This is a genomic window from Fuerstiella marisgermanici (genome assembly GCF_001983935.1).
Taxonomy (GTDB): Bacteria; Planctomycetota; Planctomycetia; order Planctomycetales; family Planctomycetaceae; genus Fuerstiella; species Fuerstiella marisgermanici.
Window position 1 is genome coordinate 8,673,974 of record NZ_CP017641.1, and the last position, 23,571, is coordinate 8,697,544.

The following is a 23,571-nucleotide window of genomic DNA, read 5'->3' on the forward strand; positions in this document are numbered from 1 at the left end:
AGCTACTCCTGCGAAGCCAACAGCGCCGCTCGCGCCACCACGCGGACCCCAATTGCAATCGCCTGCTCATCCACGTCAAACACGGGCGAATGCAGATGTGGCCACGGTAGCGAACCGGCGCAGCCAAGTCGAATCTGACTCCCCTTGCAGCAGTCGAGATACATGGCGAAATCTTCGCCACCCATGCTGGGGCGATCCAGCAATTCCACGCCGCCGTCGCCGAGCACTTCACGACTGGCCTTTTCGAACGCCGCGGTTTCGTTGTTCGAATTCACCACCGAACTTAGCGAATGCAGAAACTGGACATCGATTTCGTTACCCGTCAGATCGGCCAGATGCTGGCTTGTGGCACGAATGCAGTTCATTAAATCGCCGCGACTGTTAGGCTCAGTTGTTCGTAGAGTCCCCACGATGCTCACTTCGTCCGGAATGACGTTAGACGCATGCCCGCCATGGATTTGCCCGACCGTAAACACAGACGAATCGCGTACGTCCACGCTGCGCGGCAGCATTTGATACAACTGACACACCAGCATTGTGGCGGCGTGAATCGGATCCGTCGTGCTGTGCGGGCGAGCCGTGTGGCCCCCGTTGCCCTTCACGAAAATATGAACTTCGTCGACGGCGGCGGTGAATACGCCATAGCGAATTCCGATCCGGCCGACCAACAGATTTGGTTCCACATGCAGACCCAAAATCGACGGCACATTCTTCAGGTAGCCGTCTTCGACCATCCAGATCGCGCCTTCGCCTGTTTCTTCGGCCGCCTGAAAAAGAAACCTGACGCGCGCGGTGGGCAGCTTTGTTCCGGACTTTTTCAGTGAAGAAAGCGTTTCGGCGGCGCCCAGAACAACAGTGGTGTGCACGTCGTGGCCGCACGCGTGAGCCAGCCCGTCTTTGATGGACGAATAGCCAACATCCTTGCGATCCGGCATTCGCAACGCGTCGATGTCAGCTCGCAAAGCGATCGCTGGAGTGTCATCAGTGGCGTCGCCGAGCAACAGGTCGCCGACAACTCCGACGCCACGTTCGGGGATCTGAGCGGCAATGCCGAGGCTCTTGAGTCGCTCACAGATGGAACGGCTGGTCTCTGTTTCTTCGCCGCTTGGTTCGGGCGAACAATGTCGTTCACGCCGATAAGCAATCCAGCTCGCCTGATGTTCCTCTGCAAAGCGATCAATGAAGGAAGTGATGTCGGTTGACGAATTGTTGGGTAGTCCGTTCTGAGTGTGCATACACTGGTCTGCGTGGTTGGGAAATGAAGTTTGTCGCAAAACAACAGCCTGGCAACTGCGCAGAGGCTACCACATTCAACGGCTGGCGATGATATGGTACACGGCATTGCAGAAGATCGCCTGCAATCCCGCTTAAGCGGCCGCTTTTCTGCTCATTCCGGCGCGAACCACATTATACACGGCGTCAATTACGTCTGTCACATCCTGGTCGCTCATCTTTGGCGACAGCGGCAGGCTGACCATGCGGTTAAAACTGTCCAGGGCCACCGGGAAATCGTCGGGCTCCCAGCCATACTTTTCGGCGTAGTATGAATGAATGTGAATCGGGATAAAGTGAACCGACGTGCCGATGTTGCGCGCATTCACTTCTTCGATAAACTGATTGCGATTGACACTTAGTTCGCCTTCGTTCAAGCGCAGAACGTACAAGTGCCAGGCGTGAGTGACATGTTCGCGGGAAACGGGCGTTTGGAAGGCTGCATTCCCGCTGAACGCTTCCTGATACTGACTGACAATATCACGGCGACGCTGCTGCATGGATTCGAAGCGCCGTAGCTGCTGCAGGCCCAAAGCGGCCTGAATATCTGTCATGTTGTATTTGTAGCCGGGAGCTGCAATGTCATACGCCCACTTCCCGCCGGCGGCGTAACGACTCCACGCTTCGCGGCTCATGCCATGCAGACTCAGCATGCGAGCCTTTTCCAGAAATTCAGACTCACCCGTCAACATTCCCCCTTCGCCGGTGGTCAGGTTTTTAGTTGCATAAAAGCTGAAGCAGGCGGGGTTCAAGCCGCTTCCGATTGGCTGGCCCTTGTACGCCGATCCAATCGCGTGCGCCGCGTCTTCAATCAGAATCAAGTCGTGCCGTTCGGCGATCTCCCGAATCTCATCCAATTCGGCCGGATGTCCGGCATAATGCACTGCGATGATTGCTTTAGTATTTGGCGTGATTGCCATTTCAATTTTCGCGGGATCGATGTTCAGCGTATCGGGTTCGACATCCACAAGGACAGGTCGAGCGCCCGAGTGCTCGATGACATTCACGGACGCCGCGAACGTCAGCGGGGTCGTGATGACTTCGTCACCTTCGCCAACATCATTGGCCACCAACGCCAGATGCAAAGCGGCTGTGCAGGAACTCACAGTCAACGCGGCCGCCGCATCCGTGAACTCAGCAAACTCATCGGCAAATCGTCGCGTCTTCGGCCCGGTGGTCAGCCAACCGGATCGCAGAGTGTCGATGACTTCTTCGATTTCCTCTTCCCCAATCAGGGGCGGGGCGAAGGGCAAAAATGTGTCTCGCATCGTGAATGCCTCCATGCATTAACGCGGAAAGAAAGTGGCAGAATTCATGCCGAAGGATGTCTGCGTTGTGTAACGATTTCCGGTTTCGGCGACCAGATCAACTGCCGGCCAGTGCTGACCGGTGGCAGCAACAGGTGCGTGAAGAGTCGCAGGGATAGGCGGAGGCCAGAAACGCGACAGACTCTTGGTGAGCTGCATTCTGGTTAGCCGGATGACGCGTTTTCCCTACTGTTGAGGGCTTGTCAGGCAGCCGACTGATGCTGTGACAGGCCGCAAATTCTGCAGTCTTTCGCCAGCTTCGGCAGAATCCGCCGACTGCCTCAACACCGCGACTGTTGCGAGCCGCTTCCTTCCGACGCGATCCCCGGTGAACTGCACTACGGGCCTTGTCTTGGCCGGCGCAAAGGGAATGATTGTGCAACCCGCGCTTCGACTTCAAGGATGAACCGAGCGAACCTGAATCCAGAGGCCTGTCATCGACAGATGTCCTTTCCGTATTCTGAAACCACAGATTCATCCGAACGCCTGCCATGAGAACGCTTACCCTCACAGCACTTCTGCTGGCCATCACGTTTTGCGTACCGCCTGCCAGATCGGAAGATGACAAGACGGCTCACGAAGAAGAGGTCCGCAAGACCACAGCGGTTGCTCTTAATTATTGTCGAGCCGCCCTGCATCGGATTCGCCGCAATCCGGAGAAGCACGTCTTCTATGAAGAACAGACGCGAATCCTGAATAACCTGGACCTGAATCGTATTGACGACCCCGAAGTCATCACGCTCTACAAATCGATTCTGGACGAAATCAGTCAGGTCGAAATCAGCGATCGCGAACGGATCGTCATTGACGAACAATTTCGTCGGAACGTGCATCGTCAATTGGGCACAAACTTCTTCGTCATCGGAGCTCAAGTGGCCACTGGACAGCTGGGCAGCGCTATCCAATCCGGAGCGAACAGTTGGTGGGACTATCGAACGCAGGACCATCGCCGCGACGCCGACAAATGGAAAGTGGAAAAGACGGAATTCACCGGTCTGATGTCTCGTTCAAGTTCGTTTCTTGATAGCTTCTGGCGGTTGTCGCAGAAGAATAAAATTCCCGACCGCTGGTTGATTCGTGACCAGGATCTGGATCAGTTGGGCCGAGTTCTCGCCGAGCAGGATGCCGCTCAACGACTGCGGATGCTGGGACGCATGGAACGCTTCATGGAATGTTACCCTCCGTATTGGTACTACGTCGCTCGCACCCAGCAGCAGCTTGGTCAGCGGGAAGAGGCCCTCAAAACATTTCAACGACTGGCAGACTTAGGCAGCGGCCACTTTCGGCAGGATGATATGCTCGCCAGCAGCATGGCCAACATGGCTCTGCTTCAGGAACTCGATGGCCACCCCGACGCCGCTCGCACGGCCGCTCGAGTGATGGATTATTCCGTCCGCAACTGGGAAGCCAATTTAGTTTGCGCGTGGGTGTTGGGTCGACACCAGAGATTTGACGACGCAGAAGAACTGATTCTGTGCAATCTGGACGAAGACCAGGAAGCTCAACAAAGCCGAGTTGCCCTGGCCTCACTGTTCTATCATTCCGAAAACAAGACCAAGCTGGCTCAGTTGCTGAACGACCCGCAGGTCGTCCGCGATGTGCCAATTCCGGGGCTGCTGTTGAGTGCCAAATTGTTGGGCGCGGACGACGTTCCACCGGTGGCTCAGCGGTATCTTGCGGCAACGCTGTCGGCGTCGGTCAGGCGCATGGATCGAGGCGACGCGATCGTGTTGATGGCTTCGCCCGGCTGGAAACTCAGCGACGCTCAACCAGTCATGGCGTCTTCCGGCAACCAGTTTCGGCAGGTTGGTTTTCGTCGAGGCAACGCGGCTGACAAAGCGGAATTCTTTGCCGACGCGAACAGCGAAACAGACGCCACCAACGGCAAGCTGCGTGTCACACTGAATTACCCCGGCACCCCCGCCATTCACATCACGTTAAACCAGAATACGGTGGTTCCGGAGCCCGCCGTCCCTGCCAGCCGCCTGCCGTTTCCCGGTTCGGTCGCGAACGCGAAGGCGATTTTTGTTCGTCCGGAGGTCCATTACGAAATTGGCGCCATCGAACTGGATGGCGTAAGATTATCGTTCCACGATCAGGATCCGGAAGTTCGCCCTGCGGTTGCGCTGCCGGCCGAAAAAGAGGCGTCAGTCGAAGACGCGGAAACACGATCCCTCTTGCAGGACCCTGTTGAGTCTACGGAACGTTTGTAAAGGGTAAGCTCAGAAATGCATGAAAGATATTGAACGCCTGTAGCGTTTTTTTTGTGCACTTCGGCTATTGCTCTACATCAGAAATGCAGCGTAGATAATTGGTTCGACAATACCCAGCAATACAGTTACCGCAATAAATCGCCAGTTTCCTCGTTCGATTGACGGGGCCAGCGCGAGGAGAGCTACAGCGATCAATGCCGCTACCATGATCGGAGTCATAAATGCGAGTACCTCTTGTACAACCATATCCGGTCCATGGCCCAGAGGGGCACGGTAAAACAAGAGGGCGACAAGACTCGCCATTAGACTGAGCAACCAAAGCACTTGAAGGAATCGGAACACTCTGCCATCCCGCTAAAACGTTACGCAGCCTCTTCAATAGATTGTCTCAGATAAAGGCGGCAGGTTTCTTCGTCTGGCAGATGGCCTGCCCCTAGCGCTTCCAACAAGAAACGTTCCCAACTACGTCCGCCGTTTCTTCCCTGCTGCAATGTAGGCGGCTCGTTCGGCTTCGTATTGTTCGGCTGTCATTTCCGTGTCGGCCACATAGCCGCCTCGCTCCGCGTCGAAGCACTTCTTCAGAAACGGCACGCACCAACCGCAGCCGGTGCCTGCTCCACCGCATTCACTTAGCTGGCTGGCGACCCTGGGCTGGTGGATGCGAATGTGGTTTAGCACTTTCCGTTTAGAAACGTGAAAGCAATAGCACAGTTTGTCGTCAATTTTCACGGTGACTTTTCGTAACCTTATTGGTCGAACGAATCGCGCAGACGAGGCGGCTGGTTGCCCGTCATGCGTGACAGAAAATTGCGGAACCCGGATGGCCGCAGCGACACGACTTTTTGATCGCGGCTGAACTTCAGCAGGTCGGACAGTAACGCGCCCGCGGACGGATAGCGCTGCGGTGGGTGTGGTGAAATGCAGTTTAGAATAATCGTTTCCAGCCCTTTCGGAATCGACGGTTCGACTTTGCGGGGCTCCAGCGGTCCACGTTCGAAAATCTGCGTGAGCATGTCATCTTCGTTGTCTGCTTCGAACGCTGTCTTCAGTGTGAGTAATTCATAAAGCGTGATGCCTAGTGAATAGATGTCACTGCTGGCTTCGTGAGTGCCCATCAGTCGTTCCGGGGCCATGTATCGCAGAGTGCCCATCACCTTTTGTCGCGACGCAGGATCGTTTGCTTCGATCGGTTCAGAAAGACCGAAGTCTGTGATCCACACTCGGCCGTCGCTATCCAGCAGCAGGTTCCCCGGCTTGATATCGTTGTGCAGAATTCCCTGACTGTGCGCGTACCGCAATGCCTGAGTCGCCTGGATCGCCAGTTGCGTGAAGCTCTTCCATGACGACCGAGACAGTTTGCTGCGTTTGGGTTCCGTCGCGTTGACGATGTCTTCTTTTGTTTGGATGGCGGGTAATTCGTCAGTCGTCACAAAACCACGCGGTTTCGCGGATTCCTGTCGCTCGATTTCATCTCGGTAGATAACACCATCCACTTCACGCAACCGGCGAATGATCACGTCCAGGCCGATTCCGTTTACGAACTGCATCACGTAGTAGCAGTAACCGTGTTCCTGACCGAAACGGAATACCGGCACGATGTTACGGTGTCGCAGCTTTGCCGTTGTGCGAGCTTCTTCTTCGAATTTCTTCTGCCAATCCGGGACGATGGAAACTCGCCAGGGCAACACCTTCACCGCGACCACGTGTCCGGTGTCGATTTCGCGAGCCTGAAAGACGACACCCATGCCGCCACGGCCAAGTTCACATAATAGCTCGCACCGCCCCAGGCGAGTGAACGGAAACGTGTCAGGCATGCTGCGACGAATCGACGCGGCTTCGTCGTTGAAGCGAGCCTGCTCAAGCAGTGCCAGCACTGGAAACGAATCTCGAATCACGTTCGCATGTAGTGGAAACCGCCGCGCGTATTGTTCGACACTTGGCGACTTGCCTGCGCGAAGTTCCTCCACAAACTGACTCGCTAGAATTTCTACGGGCTCGCGCGCGCGAAGTTCTGTGACGGCTTCGTGAGTTGGGAACCCAATTAACTGAAAGCCGGATTCTTCGGACGTGTCGGACATTGATGCTGCGTGTGGAAGTGATGCAAGAGTGCCAGCCATGGAATATTGAAACGCGTATCCAACAACATTGTACGCTGCTATTCGACGAAACCGGGCAATGCCTTCAAAACTCCCTTCAACCGCCCCAAAGCTCGCATATAACGATCGCTGGCCGCCTGGTCCGAGATACTCAAAATCTGAGCGGTCTCGCGATTGGTGAGCTGTTCGAAATGCCGCAGCGCCAGTACTTCACGATCGATTTCGTTCATCGAATCCAGCGCCGTCTTCAGTTGTTGCGACAGTTCTTCGCGAAGAGCGGCCTGTGTGGGGGACGTGAGATGCCCGAGCAGATGAAACGACAACGAGAACGACGTCGATTCGGAACTCCAGCCTTTGTGGATGGAAAATTCCTTGGCCGCGTCTCGTTTCTGAGTTCCCAGGTGACGCCGGTGGATGTCCACCATGGTCTGGCTGGTGATTAAACGAAACCAGACAAAGATCGACCGAGACGCGTCCGCCAGAAAGTGGTCGATTCGTTGTACGGCGGCCAGCCATGCTTCCTGCAGCACGTCGTCAGCATCCACTCGACCGTGGAGCCGCGGGTCCATGCGGAAGGTGACCATACGCCACAACCGATCGCGGTGTTGCGAAAACAGCGTCGCCAATGCATCTTTGTCGCCGCCGACAACGCGATCGATCAACTGTTGGTCAGGTTCAGATGGCGACACAACGGATCCGATCAAGCAAATTCGTAGAGAACGGGTAGCACCTCTGTATCGTCGCCTTTTTGCCCCTCAGTTTGCAAGTGGGAAGCCTAATCGTGCCCGCACGCAGCAGAACCTTGCCTGTCGCAGGCGATTCTGCCCCACGTCCGGACTTTGGCACGGTTGCGAAAACGTCAATGAGCCAAAACCCGGGCGGAATCATTGTCATCCTTTGGAATCGGCCGATCGGGACATGGAAGCGAGCTCCACAGGCGGTAACATTTACGCTCGGAATTCACTTCATTTCACGTGATGAGGCGTTGCCTCAAGAGAAAGAGTAGCTGTGGCGGAATCTGTTGTTTTGGCGTATAGCGGCGGGTTAGACACGTCTGTTTTGGTGGGCTGGCTGCAGGATAAAGGCTACGACGTGCATTGCCTGTACGTTGAGTTGGGCCAGCCATGCGAGGATCGCGAAGCCATTCTGCAGAAGGCACTGGATATCGGTGCCAAGTCGTCCGAGCTGGTCGACGTTCGCGAAGAAATGTGCCGGGACATCGCGTTTCCGACTCTGCAATGGCAGGCCAGGTATGAAAACATCTACCTGCTGGGCACTTCGATCGCCCGTCCGCTGATCTCGAAAGTCTGCCTGCAGCGAGCTCGTGAAGTGGGCGCGGTGGCGTTTGTTCACGGTGCGACCGGCAAAGGCAACGACCAGTGCCGTTTTCAGTTGGCTGCGGAAGCTTTGGATCCTACGGTCAACGTGATCGCTCCGTGGCGGATGGACGAATTCCGCGACAAGTTTCCTGGTCGGACCGAAATGTTGGCCTACTGTGCGGAGAAAAACATTCCCGTCAAAGCGAGTGCCAGCAAGCCGTATTCCAGCGACGAAAACTGCCTGCACATCAGCTACGAAGCAGGCGACCTTGAAGATCCGACGGTCGACGGCGAAACCGTCATCGACTTCGGCATGACGGTGTCGGCACAGGAAGCACCAGACAAAGAAGAAGTTGTAACCGTTGGCTTTGAATCAGGCGTTCCGGTATCTGTGAATGGCGAACAACTATCCGCTGCAGAGATCGTGGAAACGCTGAATACAATCGGTGGCCGCAATGGCTGCGGTCGCATCGACATTATCGAAAACCGATTTGTCGGAATGAAAAGTCGCGGAGTTTACGAAGCTCCCGGCATGACGCTGCTGTACGCGGCTCATCAGGCGATGGAGCAACTCACGCTGGACCGCGACCTGACTCACCTGCGAGATCAGCTAAGCCCCGTGGTTGCCGAAATGGTTTACTATGGTCACTGGTACTGTGCGAAGATGGACGCCCTGCTGGCCTTCATCAAGGAAGCTCAAAAGCCGGTTTCCGGCGAGATCACGATGTCGCTGTACAAGGGCAATATTCGCATCAGCAGCCGTACATCGCCTAACAGCCTGTACGATGAAGCAATCGCGAGCATGGAAAAAGGCGGAGACTACAACCAGAACGACGCGACCGGTTTTCTGCGAATCGTGGGCTTGCCGGGCCGAGTTCAGGGCACCGTGCGACCACGCGAGTATTGATCATTGATCGTCGAGTGATGTCCAAACACGTAAGAAGCCCGGCTTTGGAACAAAGCCGGGCTTCTTTTTTGGGTCAGGCAGTTTTCGATTACTGACTGAGTATTCGAACTGGCCGATTTGCTACGGGCCGCAGGTTGAACACCCGCCGCTCAGAGCCGAACCGCAGACGGTTTCGGGCACAAGATACGTTCGTGTGTAAGGAACCTGTCGAGTTACCTGGCGAGCCACCATTCGCGTTGAGGTACATTCAACCTGCCGCGGAACGACTCGTGTGACTTTCTTGGTCACAACGTACGGAACCTGCTTCTGCACGCAGTATGGGATCTTACGCGTCCGCTGTTCCTGAACCATTCGGCAAACCTGATACGGGATTTGGCGAACTTTCTGTTCTGTCACGAATTTGCAGGTGCGGTAGGGGATCTGTTGCGTCTTGGTTTCGTTGACGATGCGGCAGGTGCGATACGGAATCTGCTGCGTCATCTGTTTTGGCACCATTCGGGTGACGGTGTACGGCACTTTTGTCACGACGGTTTCCGGCACCATGCGAGTCACGGCGACAGCGCAGTTTTGTCGCATCACCTGCGGAACCATCACTGTGTACGGAATTTGCTGCTGGACAACCTGCGGTCGCCAGACTCGGCGGCAGAATGTTCTCGGCGGTGCCTGAGCAAAACACAGCTTCGGGCCACACGGGCCGCACACGATCCTTGGCAGAACGGGACTCGGAATACTGTGTTGCTTAGTTACCCACTGGCCCGTGAGTCGGCGGACGCAGCGAGTCCGCGTTTCGGGTCGCATCACTGTATAGCAGCGTTCCTGCTGAATGGTTTCAGTCACCGGTTTCATCACAACCTGACGGCACTCGCGTTCGAGTGTTTCCGTAACCGGCTGCATGACGGTGTAGCATTGTTCGCGGACGTGGTCTTCCCAGACCTGCCGCTGGACGGTGTAATTGCAGCTACGGTACTGAGTTTCCCAAACAGGTCGTTGCACACAGTACGTTTCTTCGCGGACGGCCGTTTCGGTGACCGGGCGGCTGACGGTGTACGTTTCTTCACGACAGGCGGTTTCTGTCACAGTGCGATAGCAGGTTTGTTGCACGTCTTCGCACACGTTTTCGTACACCGTTCGCATGGTGGTGTACTGCTGCGGTTCGTAAACCGTGTCGCAAACGGTGCGATAGCAGGTTTCCGTCGCCACTTTGCAGGTTGTGTAGCAACACGTAGGGTTGCAGGCGGTCGTCGGACAGCACGAATACGAAGGCACACCGCACAATCCGGCCGTCGCGGACGGTGCTGCGGTGACAAGAAGCGCCAGAAGGCTTAGACGGTTCACAACGGACATACTGACCTCCAAAGATTTTGGATAAGATCTGCAAATCCGTTCGCAGACGACTCGACTCAGATACGGAAAAACTACCCGAAAAGTGCTTCAAGACACCGTTCAGATGCAAACGGGAACCCAATTTCGTCACGTAAACACGGCAAGATTAACGGTCCCACAGGAAACATAGGACAGGTAGCCTGACAAGTGTCGGGCAAGTTAGGTGGTACGGGGCGAATGAGTGTTCCAAAAAGCAACATTCACGAACAATCAGCTCGGCTGATGCACCTTGAATTTGCCTCACGCGAAATAGCGTTCTGCATCATTCGCGGTGCATTGCCGAATGTAAAGATGACAAATCCAATTGAAATCTCAGGCATTCCGTCCGCTGGGTGAATGGCTAATTCGGGCAGAGACGGCGAAATACGGCTCTGCACCGGCAGATTTTTCCGAAGATGGGCCAGCTTCACAGGTTGCGACACAAATCTGGTCGCCTGGCATCCCTATTGCTACACTAAACAAGGCAGCCACGAACATTTACGTGGGGACCATCAACTTCTGGTGTTACGGCACCCGCGGAGACGGTCCTGAAGATCGGTAGTTGGTCAGTGTTTTTAATGAGCTTTCAACAACTTGCGGAGTGGGATTGGTCGGTGCCAGAGCTGCCAGTGGACAACTGGTGGTTTTGCGCGGCTGTTCTGATTGTGTTGGTGGTTTCCATCTGGGCGATTGCCCGGCTCACAGCTTCTGCGACCGAAGATATTGATCCTGCCGAAACAGACCGGCAGATGTTGACAGCGGTCAGTGAATTGCGGAGCCAGGGTGAGTTAACGACGGAAGAATTCCGATCGATCAAGAGTCGACTGGTAAACCGGCTTTCGGAACAGACGGTCGCTGCCGATTCTGACGATTCTTCTCACGACGAACGGCAACGACAGGAAGACGAAGGCGAGTTGGGGCAGTCGACCGAAACCCCTGAAGGGAAAACCATTTCTAACGATGACGCCGCGGACGGAGTCCCGGAGTCGACCGAGGAAACGGTCGAGAAGAGAGATCAGGCTGATTGAGCCGTTTGTTGACTTTCACAAACGCTGACTGCTGATCGCACATCCTTTGACGCATCCAATCTCGGAATCCCGTCAATTTACATAGTTCGCGTGCTCAGGTTTCTGAAGCACGCGACACGGAAGAAACACGGTTGGCAGGGACGCCAATGGTTGTGGAGACAACTCTCCCTGAAAATCGATTGCGAAAAGTTTTTGTACTGACCGGACCATTCTCCAGGCCCAGGACGTTGAGTGCAGAAAAGCTCGCCAAAGATCATCAAAGGAACAGAAATGGCATCTGGCAAGGAATTTGGAACCGGCAAAAAAACGGCGCAAGGCAAACGCAATGCGAACTGTTCATTCTGCCGGAAGAATTACAGGGAAGTTGGCCCGCTGGTCGAAGGACCGGAGGACGTTTACATCTGCGGCGAGTGCATTGAACTATGCCAGTCGATCCTGGATCAGGAAAAACGTCGCCGAGGTTCGAGCAGCACTCTGTTCACCAAGGTGCCGTCGCCGCGCGACCTTGTTGCTGAACTTGACCAGTACGTCATTGGCCAGGAACACGCCAAGAAGATGCTGTCCGTGGCGGTACACAGTCACTACAAGCGACTAATGCACCAGCATTCCGGCGACGATGACGATGTGGAAATCGAAAAGTCGAACATCCTGCTGGTCGGCCCGACCGGCTGCGGCAAAACGCTGTTGGCGAAAACGCTGGCTCGCGTGCTGCAGGTTCCTTTCGCGATCGGCGACGCGACAACTCTGACGGAAGCCGGCTACGTCGGTGAAGACGTCGAAAACCTGCTTCTTAAGCTGCTGCATTCGGCCGACTTCGATATCGAGGCTGCTCAACGAGGCATCATCTTTATTGATGAGATCGACAAGATTGGCAAGACCAGCCAAAACGTGTCGATTACTCGCGACGTCTCCGGTGAAGGCGTACAGCAGGCGTTGTTGAAGATGCTGGAAGGCACTGTCGCCAACGTACCTCCTCAGGGCGGACGAAAGCATCCTGAACAGCAGTACATTCAGATCGACACGACTAACATTCTGTTCGTCTGTGGCGGAACGTTTGTGGGACTCGAAGATATCATCGCCAAGCGACTTGGCAAGAAGGTCATCGGCTTCGGCAACAACTCGTCGACTCAGGAAGAACAGATTCGTGAAGAACTGCTTAGCCAGGCAGACGTCGACGACATCATGGAATTTGGACTGATTCCCGAGCTGCTGGGACGACTGCCTGTTATGGGCACGCTGACACCATTGTCTGCGGAATCGCTGGTCCGAGTCATCACGGAACCGCGAAACGCACTCGTCCGACAGTACCAGAAGCTGTTCGAAATGGAAGAATGCAAACTCGAATTCACCGAAGGGGCGCTGTTCGAGATTGCTCGTCAGGCACGCATTCGAGACACCGGTGCTCGCGGTTTGCGAAGTATTCTGGAACGCACGATGTTTGACATCATGTACGAACTTCCGGAAGTCGAACGCGGACGCACGTTTGTGATCACCGAAGAAATGGTTCGGGGCGAAGAGCCCATGATCGGAAACGATTCCGCAGCGGCGTGAAGACAGGTAACCCGCGTTTCGGTGCCGCATGGCATCGGAATGTACTTACCAGGCTAAGCTTCAGAAGCCCGGCTTTTTATAAAAGCCGGGCTTCTTTCGTGTCACTTATCCCCAATTCATCAGGCGTTTAGATGCCACTGCCCTCCACTCCTCGCGAGTTCGCCATGCATGTCGTGCAGCAACTGCACGCGGCCGGGTTCGAAGCGCTGTGGGCGGGCGGGTGCGTTCGAGATCAGTTGCTGGGCATCGAACCAAAGGACTACGATGTCGCCACGAATGCGACGCCGGAGCAGGTGATTGATCTGTTCGGGAAACGGCGCACGGTGCCAGTCGGTGTGAGTTTCGGTGTGGTGATGGTGTTGGGGCCCAGTAGATCGTGTGGGCAAATTGAGGTCGCCACTTTCCGCTCTGACGGTGCCTATCTGGACGGCAGGCGGCCGTCGGAAGTTGCGTTTTGTTCTGCTGAAGAAGACGCCAAACGTCGTGACTTCACCATCAACGGCATGTTCTACGACCCCGTGAATGATCAAGTGCTTGACTATGTGGGCGGGCGAAAAGATCTGGCTGCCGGAATCATCCGCGCGATTGGTGATGCGACGGCACGATACACCGAAGATAAGCTCCGCATGCTGCGAGCGGTCAGGTTTGCGGCGACGTATCACTTCAAACTTGATGAATCGACAGCGACGGCAATTCGGACGCTGCGAGCCGATTTGACTCAGGTTAGCGCCGAACGAATCGCCCAGGAATTGCGACGCATGCTGGCTCATCCCAGTCGTGCCGTTTCCGTGCGAAACCTTCACGATGTCGGCTTGCTGGACATGATCTTTCCGGCGGTTTTTGAATGCGGTCACGATGCCGAATCATTTGTGGTGACATGCCGAACATTAGACGCCCTGCAGGAAAAAAGTTTCGAGCCTGCACTCGCCACTCTATTGCGTTCGCGCTACGTCGAAGATGCCAGCCAGCCCATTCAGAAGACCGCCGGTATTCGCGCCGAATGTCGTAAATTGAAACTGTCGAACGAAGAAACATCCTGTGTTTCATGGCTGACTGAAAACGCTGTCGTGTTTCAGGCTCCCAGCGATCTGCCCTTGCACGTGATTAAACCGGTTCTCGCGGATGACCGGCGATCGTTGTTGTTGGACCTCCTGCAGGCTCAGGCGAAAGCGATTCACGCTGCGCCTGCAGCGGCGGATTTCCTGAAAGCCTATCTTGCAAGCACGCCGCCGGAAGTCCTGAACCCTCCACCGCTGGTCGGCGGCGCCGATTTGAAGCAGATGAATGTCGAGCCAGGCCCGGCGTTCAAGAGAGTCCTGAACACCGTTCGCCAGGAGCAACTGGACGAGCTGCTGCACGACCACGAATCGGCGATGCAACGCGTTCGAGAGCTGCTTTGATCCGCGCACGATACGTTCAGCTTGCCGGCAAACCGAATCGCGAACTTGAACGTTGGCCTTGGCGCGAATGTTTCAGCCAACCGTGTTAGGTCCACTCAGCCACAATTTCATGCACCGTCTCGCCTTCCAGTGTCTCATAGGCCAGCAGGTGATCAACAATCGCTCCAATGGCGGCCCAGTGATTGTCCTGGGAAAGCGTCTGATACAGCTCAACCGATGATCGTTCCAGAAACTTCATACGTTCACGGTCAGACTTCAGGAACGCGGCCGCCTGCCATGCCAGGCCCCAGTCCATTGCCCATTCGGCGACGGTCGCGGGATGCAGAGGGTCGCCGCGATGGATCATCTCCGTTACCGGACCAGCCAAAGCCACCAACACGGCGTTGCGCTGCAGTTGCTGCTGAGTGAACCGATTTGCATGCCAACGAACGGTTGTGTCGCCGAAGCGTTTTGGTCCGTCGTCCCAATCCGGATCGATCGAGATCGAATCGACTTCGCCGCCCAGGATGGCGGCCATGAAAGCATGTCCCGCTTCGTGCCAGGCCGTGATTTCGTCTTCGTTGACCGGTCGCATGCCGTCGCCAATCGGGTCAAGCCGCGCGGCGAATTGCGTCCGGCTTCGCGGCGCTCGGGAGGTCGATCAGATCATGGATTGACCCGTAGACAGGTACTGTCGAAGGAAGTTCCGTTGTGGGCAACAGAGTCGCTTCAACAGTGCTGGTTGGGCCCAGCATCGTTGAGATCACCTGGCCGTTCACGGTGGTTCCCGGATTGACCTGAAAGTGGAACTTCTTCAGGATCACGGCCAAAGCGGTCCGTAGCTCCATCATCGCCAGCGGTGCTCCGATACACATCCGAGGTCCTGCGCCGAATGGCAGATATTCGTAGGCCGATGGTGAGGCGGTTTCCCAGCGTTCCGGCCGAAATTCGTTCGCGTCTTCGAAAATGTCCGGGCGATGGTGTGTGATGAACTGGCTGAAAATGACGGGCGTGGCCTGCGGCAGGTTCAGCGATCCCAGTGTAGCTGCTGTAGAGGTGACTCGCTGTGAATACGAAGACGCGGGCAGAACTCGCATACTTTCCTTGATCACCCAGTCAAGGTATGGCAGCGACTGCAGTTCCTGAAACGTTGGCGTTTCGCCGGTCGTTGCCTGTGCAATTTCTTCGGCCAGACGTTGCATGACTTCGGGGTGCTGAGCCAGCAAAAACAGGGTCCAGCTAAACGTGTGTGCGGTCGTCAGGTGAGCTGCCGCGAACGTCAGCGTTGCGTGGCCCAGAAGCTTTTCGTCGCTGAGTTGCTGTTCGGATCCTTGAGCCTGAAACATCAGACTCAGCACGTCTGATCGCTGCCCCTTGGTCGCTCCATCGCGGTGCTTGGCGAACATCTCTTTGATGCTGGCTTCCAGATCGTCGGCCATGCTTAGCAGCGTGCCGTAGCTGTCAGTGAATTCCGGGGCCGACACTAACGCCCCGATCCCGACTTCATGATTCTGTCGCACCCACCGGTCGATCTTGCTGCCGAGTTCGACAGAATATTCCGCGTCGTCGATGCCGAACAGCAGAGCACTCGTCATACGGAGCATGAAGTGGACCATTTCAACGTTCAGGTCGCGCTGCTGCCCGAGTTCCCAGTCTTCCATCAGCGAATGCGACAGATCGCAAATCGTGTTGTGATATTCCGGCAGAATCCGGCGCGTGAACACGTCCATCATGATGCGACGGTTTTCGCGGTGCTCGCTGCCGTTCATGCTCAGCAGTCCTGAAGTCACTCGACGCTGAGCCGACCGGCGTCCACCGCGCAGGGCGAAAAACTGGGAGTGGTAGGTATTTGAATCCGTCAGTACCTGCCGATTGAGTTCCGGCGAGAAAACGAACGCAATTCGCTGGCCGTTGTCTTCCAGAACTGCCAAATCTCCGCATTCTGCATGCAGACGCCGCATGCAGTCGATTGGGTTCTTGGGGAATTCCAGCAGATTTCCCTGCTGAATGGGCTGCTTGCCGCTGTGCAGCGGGATGGATGCTGGAGAATTCATGGTGTCTTCCGTGACCGAAAACCGGGCCAATGCGAGTTGCGGTTCCTCCTGAACAGCATTTCTCCCGCTCCGACGGTTTCTTGTAGACGAATTTCGCGTTTACAGCCAGAGATTTCGCCGAATTTCCGCACCTGTGGATCAGCGAGCCGCATCATGGCGGGCTGTTTGCGGTAAAACCTGATCTGCTGTTTTCCCGTCTGGCTGATTTTTCCGCGTTTCGTCGTCTGGCATAACCGTGACCATTTTGATTTGCTGTGTACTGGCCTTTTTAGTTGGCGGAATCCCGTTCGGGTTTCTGGTCGGCCGATTTGTGTTGAAGGACGACATTCGAAACCACGGCAGCGGCAATATTGGCGCGACCAATGTGGCTCGCGTCATCGGCTGGAACTGGGGCGGATTTGTCCTGCTGCTGGACGCGATCAAGGGCCTGCTGCCGACGTGGCTGGCACTGAGATACGCCGCCGACAATCAGCTGGAAAACATGATCCTGCACTTGCCCGTCGCCGCCGGCATCAGCGCGATTGTGGGGCACATGTATCCCGTCTACCTGAAACTTCGCGGCGGCAAAGGAGTCGCGACGGCGCTGGGAGTCGTGCTGGTTTTGGCTCCGAAGGCGGTAGCGATTGCGCTTGCTGCATTTCTGCTGACGGTGGCTGTCACCCGAATCGTAGCGGTTGCATCCATCGTTGCCGCGTTGACCTTCGGGGGCGTTCAGCTGTACCTGATGCGAGACACAATGCTGGATTCGAAGTCTCTGTCGCTGACCGTCTTCGCCATTGCCATTCCGCTGCTCATAATCTGGCGACACCGCAGCAACATTCGCAAGCTGGTCAGTGGCGAGGCCCCTCCTCCACCGGACTCTCCTGCTTCAGACGTTCCTGCATCGGACTCGGATAACGCCGTCGGTTGAACTGGTTTGAAGCCGCGTTGCCCGTCCGCTAGTCGTCGGTGCCCTGCTTTGCTGCTTCAGCCGCACGAGCTTCGATAAACGCCTGTAGCAGGATCTGGGCCGCGAGTTTGTCGATTCGAGCGTGTCGCTGCTTTTTCGAGAGCTGAGCGTCGAACATTTTCGCTTCGGCCTGAACGCTGCTGTAACGTTCGTCCTGAAAGGCGTGCGGCAAGCCAGTGAGTTTGGTTAGCCATTTCGCGTAGCGCCGCGCTTCTTTCGACTTTTGACTTTCGTCGCCGCTCATGTGGACCGGCAGGCCAATGACGAATCCGATGGTTTCGTATTCTTCGACGACTTTAAGGAAGAACGCTTCGTCGTTCAGCTGGCCACGCCGTTCGTAGTTGTACAGCGGGCTGGATATTTCCTGAAACACGTCGCTGACCGCCACGCCGACTCGCTTCGTGCCGTAGTCGATCCCCAGCAGGCGGCCTCGCGCGGGAAGGTTGGAATTGTCGGTTGCAATGGGTTGCACGTAACGGGCTACTTCTCAGGGAACGCGAGTTTGATCGTGTCGCCGGTTGCATCTTCTGTCACTTCCAATGAAAGTTTCCAGACCGTGCTGGCCAGTCGGCAAATGTTGCCCTTTTCTGTGTCGCAATATCCGTAGCTCATTTCGATCGCGATTGTGGCCGTGCCTTCGGTTTCCTGCAACCGAATTTGAAATCGACCGACGCTTCCGTCTGCGGTCGCTTCGTCACGACCTTCCAGAGCGGTGGGATTTAGAATCTGGTCGCCTTCGATCTGGAACACTTCCCACGTAATCGGAGCCAGCGAGTTCAGTTTGAAGCCTGCCGGTACGGCGAGTTCCACGGCCACTTCAGCGGCGTCACCGAGCTTGACGGTTTGTTTCGGCAACAGCTGGACGTTTGCGAGGTCCGGCACGCGACGAGTCTTCGGCGGCGCGGGAGGTGCGACGTCCGGAAGTTCGATGACGCTTACCTGTTTCGTCTTCAGGTTCGCTCGACAAACGCGATGGTTGTTTGTGTCTGCGATATACAGAAAGTCGCCGGCGATGCTTAGGCCGGCTGGTTCGCTGAACTGCACGGGGCTAAGTGAATCGCCTGCCTTGCCGGTGCCCAGCCATGTCGTGACTTCGCCCGTGGCAACGTCCACTTTGCGGATTTTGTGGTTGTAAGAATCGGCCACGTACACGCTGCCATCGTGCCATGCGACGCCCAGTGGATGCTGAAACCGAGCATCCTTGCCAACGGCATCGACGTCTCCAAATGCAAACAGCGACTGCCCTCGTGGCAATTCTGAGGTTCCCGCGATCGTGGTGACCTGTCCGTCCGTGGCCACCGGCACGCTGCGGATGGAAGATCCTTCGCTGTCCGCGACAAAAAACAATGTGCCGTCACCATTGGCCGTTAAGCCGGAAGGCTGAGCGAATGACGAAACGCTCAACCGACCGTTGATGATATCTTCGCGAGCGTTCCCGGCATGCACGCCGATGGTGTCGCTTCCGATTTCGTGTGACCAGATTTGGTGCGGCCCGGCCATCGCGATAAACAGAGTGCCGTCAATGTGCAGCAGATCCCACGGGCTGTTCAGCTTCGTTTTCTTTAAGTCACCATTGACGTCGCGAGGTCGTCCTTGTTTGCCGGTGCCGGCGAGCGTCGACACGGTTTCGGCTTCCAGGTCGATGACTCGGATCAGATGGTTTTCTGTGTCTGCTACGTAAAGAGTCTCACCCACCAGCTCCATGCCTTGAGGGTGATCAAACTCCGCTCGATCAAAATCACCGTCTGCCGACCCGATCGTGCCTTTGCCAATCGTGTGCAACAGGTTGCCGTTGAGGTCTGTCACAACGATGCGGTTGTGGTTGCTGTCAGAAATAAACAGCCGATTTGATTCTGCATCCGCCAGCAACTTGCCGGGATATCGCAGCGAAGTCGGTTCGGTATTGTTGGCCTCAAGATCGAACACCAGTGGTGTTTCGTCGAGCGTACTTTTGGCTCGATGATACTTGACGATTTTGCTGATGACGGCGTCGAAGAGTTCACGATTACCTTCGCCGCCCTGCGACCCGATGAAACGACCTTCCGGATCAATTAACGCCAGAGTTGGCCATGATCGCGTGCCGAACTTCCGCCAGATCAGCATTTCGTTGTCATTGACGACCGGATGCTTGATTTCGTAACGCAGTATCGCATCACGAATGTTTTCTGATAGCTTTTCGTTTTCGAACTTTGCCGAATGGACGCCGATGACGACCAGTTCCTTTTCGTACTTCTCTTCCAAAAACTTCAGGTCGGGCAACACGTGAATACAGTTGATGCAGCAGTACGTCCAGAAGTCCAGCAACACAACTTTGCCACGCAGATCCTTCAGGTCGATGGGGGCGGAGGTGTTCAGCCATTCGCTGCCGCCGTCCAATATTCCCGGCGACACGGTGACCGCATCTGGAAATGGGTTGGCCGGAAGAGCGGCCGGTTCCGCATCATCGCTGGCCGCTTGTGTAGCAGCTTCAGCTTTTGACGAATCCTGGTCCTCGTCCCACGCCCTTGCAGACGGTGCGATGATCGTCGCCAGAAGCAGCCCTGCGACAAGGAAGAATGGAATTGTTCGTAGCCTCATAATCGCCTCATCAGATAATCGATGTCGCTTCCTGCGTTACTCAGATGCCACGTTCACACCCAGCGTCTGCAATGCCATTCTAGTGAGCGGCGTCGCCGTATACACCTCCGCATGGATGCCAAATGTGCGAGCCTTCAAGACATAGTCTTCGATGTCGTCCGTGTAGAAGCACGATTCGGGTTCGCAGTTGGCCTTACGAAGAGCGTCCTCGTAAATCGCAGGTTCAGGCTTCAGAGCTCCCGCTTCGTAGGACGTTGTGAAGGCGTCGAAGTGCTGCAGAATGTCGAATTTGCGCTGGATGAATTCCAGATGAGTCACGCTGGTATTGGATAGCAGGACCAACCGAATTTGAAGCTGCTTTAGCTCCTTCACCAACGGCACAATCGAATCGTTAAGCCAGAAGATGTCGGCAGCCGCCAGCTTCAGAGCGTCGAAATCGACAGTGCGTCCGCATTCTTTTTCAAAGCCGGCGTGGAACTGTTCTTCAGAAATCTCACCACGCTCAAGCTTCAACTGCAGGCCGGATCCCAACAGCACCGCTTTCGTTTGTTCCAGCGAAGCGCCGGTTGCTGCCGCGACGTTTTGGCACATTCTGTCGTGACAAAAATGGACCAGCACATTGCCCATGTCGAAGAAGCAGGTCTTAATTGCCATTGGTGATCGTTCCATCGATCGGGCTGGAGGCCGTCGCATATAATTTTTTCGGAATGCGCCCTGCCAGTGATGCCTGGCGACCGCAGATGCACGCCTGCCTCATCGCATCCGCCATCAAATGCGGGTTTGCGGCGCTGGCGATTGCTGTGTTCAGGAGGACTCCGTCGCAACCGAGTTCCATGGCAAAGGCGACGTCGCTGGCGGTGCCGACGCCGGCATCAACAATCACCGGGTAATCGGGATCGTCTTCCTTCAGATACTCCATGCAGATGCGAACGTTGTTCGGGTTGAGTATCCCCTGCCCGCTGCCGATCGGGCTTCCGGCGGGCATCACGGATGTTGCTCCGGCTTCCTTTAAACGGCGAGCCGTAATCGGATCATCAGACGTGTAGCACAGAACCTGAAATCCGTCGTCGACAAGTTGCCGACAGGCTTCGATGGTGGCGACGGGATCGGGCAGCAGCGTTTTCGTATCGCCCAGCACTTCCAGCTTGACCCAGTCGGCACCGGGATTCTCAAGGCCGCGAAGGATTTCACGCCCCAGTTTTGCGACCCGAACAGCATCCTCCGCCGTAAAGCAACCTGCCGTGTTGGGCAGAATGGTGTACTGATCCAGATCAATGAAATCCAGAATGTTGCGACCGTCTGCGTCGACCAGTCGTTCACGCCGTACTGCGACGGTGATCACGTCAGCCCCGCTGATCTTCAGGCATTCCTGCATCTGCTCGAACGTGGCGTACTTGCCCGTGCCGACAATCAGCCGCGATTTCAGCGTATGAGTTCCGATAACGACATCGGAATCGGCAGATGGTTGTGTGAGAACTGTGGTCATTGGATCTTCGAGTTGCCTAATTTCGTGTCTTGCCGATTGCCCGTTTGGCACCTTCGCATCACTATCCTACACCAGCGACCAACGGGAGCATCGCCGGCGCTTCAGTCTGACACCGTCACCCGGCTACCACGCCAACCGCCCGCCGGTGCATACCGGCTAACCGCCGCCAACGAGGGTTACGATTTCGATGCGGTCGCCGGGCTGTAGTGTGCATTCCGCGTGTTGTTCGCGAGGCACCAGTTCCATGTTACGTTCGACGGCGCAGTAACGATTGTTGATGCCCAAATCCATCAGCAAATCGCCGATCGACCATGCGGGATCGACGGATTTTTCTTCGCCGTTAAGTTCAATACGGATCATTGTGCCACGCTCGTTTTCGGCAGGTGTGTCGCCATCAGGAAGTGTAGTCAAGCCGGGCAACAACGTTAAGGCAGCGATCCGCCGAGTTGTTCAAGCTGGCGAAATTCCCGATTCAAACCTGAATCCTTAACCACCGGGCTCGCGAATACCGCCACGTCATCAGGCAGGCTCGCAGAAAAATATCTGCGAACATACCGCACCAGGCACCCACAAGGCCGAACTGAAAGTACACGCCCATCAACCACGCTCCGGGTAGCCGAAGCAGAAACACGCCTGTTAGTGATACCAGCATGGGAAACCGAGTGTCCCCGGCTCCGTGCAACGCCGTGCGGAACACCAAAAACAGAATCAACGGCAACTGAAACATTGCCAGTGCCTGAAATGCCGGAGTTCCGACGGCCACCACCTGCGGGTCCTGATGCATCGCCGTGTAGATCGCTTTTGCACCAAAAAAGAAAATGCCGGTGACCAGCGTTGCCAGCATTCCGCATTGCAACGCCGCTTCGAAGCCTGCCTTGTACGCTCGCTTTAGCTTTCCGGCACCCAGCGACTGCCCCACCACCGTTGCCGCCGCCTGGCCCCACGCCATCGCGGGCAGGTAAGTAATCGCTTCGACCTGAATGCCAACCACATGAGCCGCGAAGACCACGTCGTCACTCACGCCGGGCATGACAACTCGACGAATGATCATCAGAAACGTAAACTGCCCGCACCAGTTCAGAAGACTGTCGGCAGCGGCAAAACGTCCCAAACTCACGAGCCGCCGCACGATGACAGTATCCGGCTTCATCAGCGATACCGACAATTTCAACGGATCGCTGCCGATGCGTAGCACGAACAACATTGCCAGCCCGCCCATCAGTCGAGCCGTTACGGTGCCGCCCGCGATCCCATACACGCCGAACGCAGGCAGCAGCTGCATCGGAAAGTTGATCGGGCTGTCAGGGCCGATGCCATACACCAGAGAAACCGAAACGATCATGTTCAGAATGCTGATTGCACCCAGAATCGCCATCGGCCGCTTCATGTCGCCTGCTCCACGCAGGGCCGCAACGCCAACCATGGTCACGCCCGTCAGCAGGTGTCCGCAGGCATCCAGACGCAGATAGTTGAGTGCGATTTCTGCCGTCCGCCCGGTCATGTTGAAGCCGGCGACGAACACGGGTGCCATCAGGAACAACACAATCGACATCACAACGCCCAGCACCTGTCCCAGCAGCAGCGATACGTTCATCACGCGATTGGCATGAGTCAACTCGCCGGCGCCGCAGTTACGAGACACCAGTGCCGTGGTGCCCACGCTGACCGACATCACCAGCAACCCGCCCAACCAGCCAATGTAGGCACTCATTCCAATCGCCGAGGTGGCGGCTGCGTCGATGCGTCCGCTTAGCCACGTGTCGAACATGCCGACACAAAACGTCAGAAACTGTTGCAGCAGCGTCGGGACGGCCAGCACCAGAATTTGCTGCCGCAGGTTGCCATGCACAATGTTGTGCCGTCGAGTGGCTCCATGTTCAGAACGAGCTGTCAGTTTGAGCTGCCTTCTCTCATCAAGGACGAATTAAGGAGGCATTGTCCCGCGCTGCACAGCCGCTGTCGAGTGTGGGTAAGTAGCGGTCGCAATGTGGAGAAAGCGTAATCGGTTGTTGTCAGAGCCATAGGTCGCGAGCCTGACTATCGCCGTTCAAGTTGGTTGCACGCACGCACC

22 protein-coding genes are annotated in these 23,571 nt (G+C 56.1%); 7 read left to right on the top strand and 15 right to left on the bottom strand.

What is annotated here, in order from left to right; all coding sequences use genetic code 11:
* Positions 1-2: 2 nt before the first annotated feature.
* Both Fuma_RS32840 and Fuma_RS32845 read right to left on the bottom strand, forming a co-directional pair.
* A complete protein-coding gene (locus Fuma_RS32840) occupies positions 3-1,235 on the bottom strand; it encodes a M20 metallopeptidase family protein (RefSeq protein ID WP_083732488.1) in 1,233 nt (410 codons plus the stop codon).
* Positions 1,236-1,367: 132 nt separating this feature from the next.
* A complete protein-coding gene (locus Fuma_RS32845; RefSeq protein ID WP_179954427.1) occupies positions 1,368-2,540 on the bottom strand; it encodes a DegT/DnrJ/EryC1/StrS family aminotransferase in 1,173 nt (390 codons plus the stop codon).
* 530 nt (positions 2,541-3,070) lie between these two features.
* Here Fuma_RS32845 and Fuma_RS32855 point away from each other — a divergent pair.
* Positions 3,071-4,792: a tetratricopeptide repeat protein gene (locus Fuma_RS32855; RefSeq protein ID WP_077027844.1), complete on the top strand. Its 1,722-nt coding sequence runs from the start codon at positions 3,071-3,073 to the stop codon at positions 4,790-4,792.
* 72 nt (positions 4,793-4,864) lie between these two features.
* Here Fuma_RS32855 and Fuma_RS35535 read toward each other — a convergent pair whose 3' ends face one another.
* From Fuma_RS35535 to Fuma_RS32875, 4 genes are all read right to left on the bottom strand, one after another.
* Positions 4,865-5,011, bottom strand: coding sequence for a hypothetical protein (locus tag Fuma_RS35535; protein WP_158521209.1), 147 nt, complete (start codon positions 5,009-5,011; stop codon positions 4,865-4,867).
* 243 nt (positions 5,012-5,254) lie between these two features.
* Positions 5,255-5,521 carry a (2Fe-2S)-binding protein gene (locus Fuma_RS32865; RefSeq protein ID WP_077027846.1) on the bottom strand — a complete coding sequence of 89 codons (267 nt, stop codon included), beginning with the start codon at positions 5,519-5,521 and terminating at the stop codon, positions 5,255-5,257.
* A 17-nt stretch (positions 5,522-5,538) separates the two neighbouring features.
* Positions 5,539-6,870, bottom strand: a complete 1,332-nt coding sequence (locus Fuma_RS32870; protein WP_158521210.1) for a serine/threonine protein kinase — start codon at positions 6,868-6,870, stop codon at positions 5,539-5,541.
* Positions 6,871-6,947: 77 nt separating this feature from the next.
* Positions 6,948-7,577, bottom strand: a complete 630-nt coding sequence (locus Fuma_RS32875; RefSeq protein ID WP_077028702.1) for a sigma-70 family RNA polymerase sigma factor — start codon at positions 7,575-7,577, stop codon at positions 6,948-6,950.
* A gap of 173 nt (positions 7,578-7,750) precedes the next feature.
* On the opposite strand from Fuma_RS32875, the gene Fuma_RS35540 reads away from it, so the two are divergent.
* Both Fuma_RS35540 and Fuma_RS32880 read left to right on the top strand, forming a co-directional pair.
* Positions 7,751-7,894, top strand: coding sequence for a hypothetical protein (locus tag Fuma_RS35540; protein ID WP_158521211.1), 144 nt, complete (start codon positions 7,751-7,753; stop codon positions 7,892-7,894).
* Between the two features lie 2 nt (positions 7,895-7,896).
* Positions 7,897-9,114, top strand: a complete 1,218-nt coding sequence (locus tag Fuma_RS32880) for an argininosuccinate synthase (RefSeq protein ID WP_077027848.1) — start codon at positions 7,897-7,899, stop codon at positions 9,112-9,114.
* 120 nt (positions 9,115-9,234) lie between these two features.
* On the opposite strand, the gene Fuma_RS32885 is transcribed toward Fuma_RS32880, so the two are convergent.
* Entirely contained in the window at positions 9,235-10,458 is a 1,224-nt protein-coding gene (locus Fuma_RS32885) for a hypothetical protein (protein WP_099091846.1), read from the bottom strand.
* 596 nt (positions 10,459-11,054) lie between these two features.
* Here Fuma_RS32885 and Fuma_RS32890 point away from each other — a divergent pair.
* The 3 genes from Fuma_RS32890 (at position 11,055) to Fuma_RS32900 (ending at position 14,455) form a co-directional block, all read left to right on the top strand.
* Positions 11,055-11,504: an SHOCT domain-containing protein gene (locus Fuma_RS32890; protein ID WP_077027849.1), complete on the top strand. Its 450-nt coding sequence runs from the start codon at positions 11,055-11,057 to the stop codon at positions 11,502-11,504.
* A 270-nt stretch (positions 11,505-11,774) separates the two neighbouring features.
* Positions 11,775-13,055, top strand: coding sequence for an ATP-dependent Clp protease ATP-binding subunit ClpX (gene clpX, locus Fuma_RS32895; protein WP_077028703.1), 1,281 nt, complete (start codon positions 11,775-11,777; stop codon positions 13,053-13,055).
* A 131-nt stretch (positions 13,056-13,186) separates the two neighbouring features.
* Positions 13,187-14,455, top strand: a complete 1,269-nt coding sequence (locus Fuma_RS32900) for a CCA tRNA nucleotidyltransferase (RefSeq protein WP_077027850.1) — start codon at positions 13,187-13,189, stop codon at positions 14,453-14,455.
* 85 nt (positions 14,456-14,540) lie between these two features.
* On the opposite strand, the gene Fuma_RS32905 is transcribed toward Fuma_RS32900, so the two are convergent.
* A complete protein-coding gene (locus tag Fuma_RS32905; protein ID WP_077027851.1) occupies positions 14,541-15,029 on the bottom strand; it encodes a M50 family metallopeptidase in 489 nt (162 codons plus the stop codon).
* 16 nt (positions 15,030-15,045) lie between these two features.
* Complete coding sequence (locus Fuma_RS32910; protein WP_077028704.1) at positions 15,046-16,488, bottom strand: cytochrome P450; 1,443 nt, start codon at positions 16,486-16,488, stop codon at positions 15,046-15,048.
* Between the two features lie 235 nt (positions 16,489-16,723).
* Between Fuma_RS32910 and plsY the strand changes: the two genes are divergently transcribed.
* Positions 16,724-17,398: a glycerol-3-phosphate 1-O-acyltransferase PlsY gene (plsY, locus tag Fuma_RS32915; protein WP_077027852.1), complete on the top strand. Its 675-nt coding sequence runs from the start codon at positions 16,724-16,726 to the stop codon at positions 17,396-17,398.
* A gap of 28 nt (positions 17,399-17,426) precedes the next feature.
* On the opposite strand, the gene ruvX is transcribed toward plsY, so the two are convergent.
* The 6 genes from ruvX to Fuma_RS32945 all read right to left on the bottom strand — a co-directional run bounded on the left by ruvX (position 17,427) and on the right by Fuma_RS32945 (position 23,349).
* Positions 17,427-17,909 (bottom strand): Holliday junction resolvase RuvX, encoded by a 483-nt coding sequence (gene ruvX, locus Fuma_RS32920; protein WP_077027853.1) that lies wholly within the window; start codon positions 17,907-17,909, stop codon positions 17,427-17,429.
* A gap of 8 nt (positions 17,910-17,917) precedes the next feature.
* A complete protein-coding gene (locus tag Fuma_RS32925) occupies positions 17,918-20,014 on the bottom strand; it encodes a thioredoxin-like domain-containing protein (RefSeq protein WP_077027854.1) in 2,097 nt (698 codons plus the stop codon).
* Between the two features lie 36 nt (positions 20,015-20,050).
* Positions 20,051-20,668, bottom strand: a complete 618-nt coding sequence (locus tag Fuma_RS32930) for an HAD family hydrolase (protein WP_077028705.1) — start codon at positions 20,666-20,668, stop codon at positions 20,051-20,053.
* A complete protein-coding gene (locus Fuma_RS32935) occupies positions 20,658-21,500 on the bottom strand; it encodes a thiazole synthase (protein ID WP_077027855.1) in 843 nt (280 codons plus the stop codon). Before Fuma_RS32935 ends, Fuma_RS32930 begins: the two co-directional genes overlap by 11 nt.
* A 156-nt stretch (positions 21,501-21,656) precedes the next feature.
* The gene (thiS, locus tag Fuma_RS32940; RefSeq protein WP_229360798.1) at positions 21,657-21,911 is read right to left on the bottom strand and encodes a sulfur carrier protein ThiS; all 255 of its coding nucleotides are present in this window, start codon (positions 21,909-21,911) and stop codon (positions 21,657-21,659) included.
* Positions 21,912-21,972: 61 nt separating this feature from the next.
* The gene (locus tag Fuma_RS32945) at positions 21,973-23,349 is read right to left on the bottom strand and encodes an MATE family efflux transporter (protein ID WP_083732491.1); all 1,377 of its coding nucleotides are present in this window, start codon (positions 23,347-23,349) and stop codon (positions 21,973-21,975) included.
* Positions 23,350-23,571: the final 222 nt, after the last annotated feature.

Coding starts and splice junctions, on each gene's coding strand:
- Fuma_RS32840 (WP_083732488.1), bottom strand. CDS start 1,235: ATGCACACTCAGAACGGACTACCCAACAATTCGTCAACCGACATCACT.
- Fuma_RS32845 (WP_179954427.1), bottom strand. CDS start 2,540: ATGCGAGACACATTTTTGCCCTTCGCCCCGCCCCTGATTGGGGAAGAG.
- Fuma_RS32855 (WP_077027844.1), top strand. CDS start 3,071: ATGAGAACGCTTACCCTCACAGCACTTCTGCTGGCCATCACGTTTTGC.
- Fuma_RS35535 (WP_158521209.1), bottom strand. CDS start 5,011: ATGACTCCGATCATGGTAGCGGCATTGATCGCTGTAGCTCTCCTCGCG.
- Fuma_RS32870 (WP_158521210.1), bottom strand. CDS start 6,870: ATGTCCGACACGTCCGAAGAATCCGGCTTTCAGTTAATTGGGTTCCCA.
- Fuma_RS35540 (WP_158521211.1), top strand. CDS start 7,751: ATGAGCCAAAACCCGGGCGGAATCATTGTCATCCTTTGGAATCGGCCG.
- Fuma_RS32885 (WP_099091846.1), bottom strand. CDS start 10,458: ATGTCCGTTGTGAACCGTCTAAGCCTTCTGGCGCTTCTTGTCACCGCA.
- Fuma_RS32890 (WP_077027849.1), top strand. CDS start 11,055: ATGAGCTTTCAACAACTTGCGGAGTGGGATTGGTCGGTGCCAGAGCTG.
- clpX (WP_077028703.1), top strand. CDS start 11,775: ATGGCATCTGGCAAGGAATTTGGAACCGGCAAAAAAACGGCGCAAGGC.
- Fuma_RS32900 (WP_077027850.1), top strand. CDS start 13,187: ATGCCACTGCCCTCCACTCCTCGCGAGTTCGCCATGCATGTCGTGCAG.
- Fuma_RS32905 (WP_077027851.1), bottom strand. CDS start 15,029: ATGCGACCGGTCAACGAAGACGAAATCACGGCCTGGCACGAAGCGGGA.
- Fuma_RS32910 (WP_077028704.1), bottom strand. CDS start 16,488: ATGAATTCTCCAGCATCCATCCCGCTGCACAGCGGCAAGCAGCCCATT.
- Fuma_RS32925 (WP_077027854.1), bottom strand. CDS start 20,014: ATGAGGCTACGAACAATTCCATTCTTCCTTGTCGCAGGGCTGCTTCTG.
- Fuma_RS32930 (WP_077028705.1), bottom strand. CDS start 20,668: ATGGCAATTAAGACCTGCTTCTTCGACATGGGCAATGTGCTGGTCCAT.
- Fuma_RS32935 (WP_077027855.1), bottom strand. CDS start 21,500: ATGACCACAGTTCTCACACAACCATCTGCCGATTCCGATGTCGTTATC.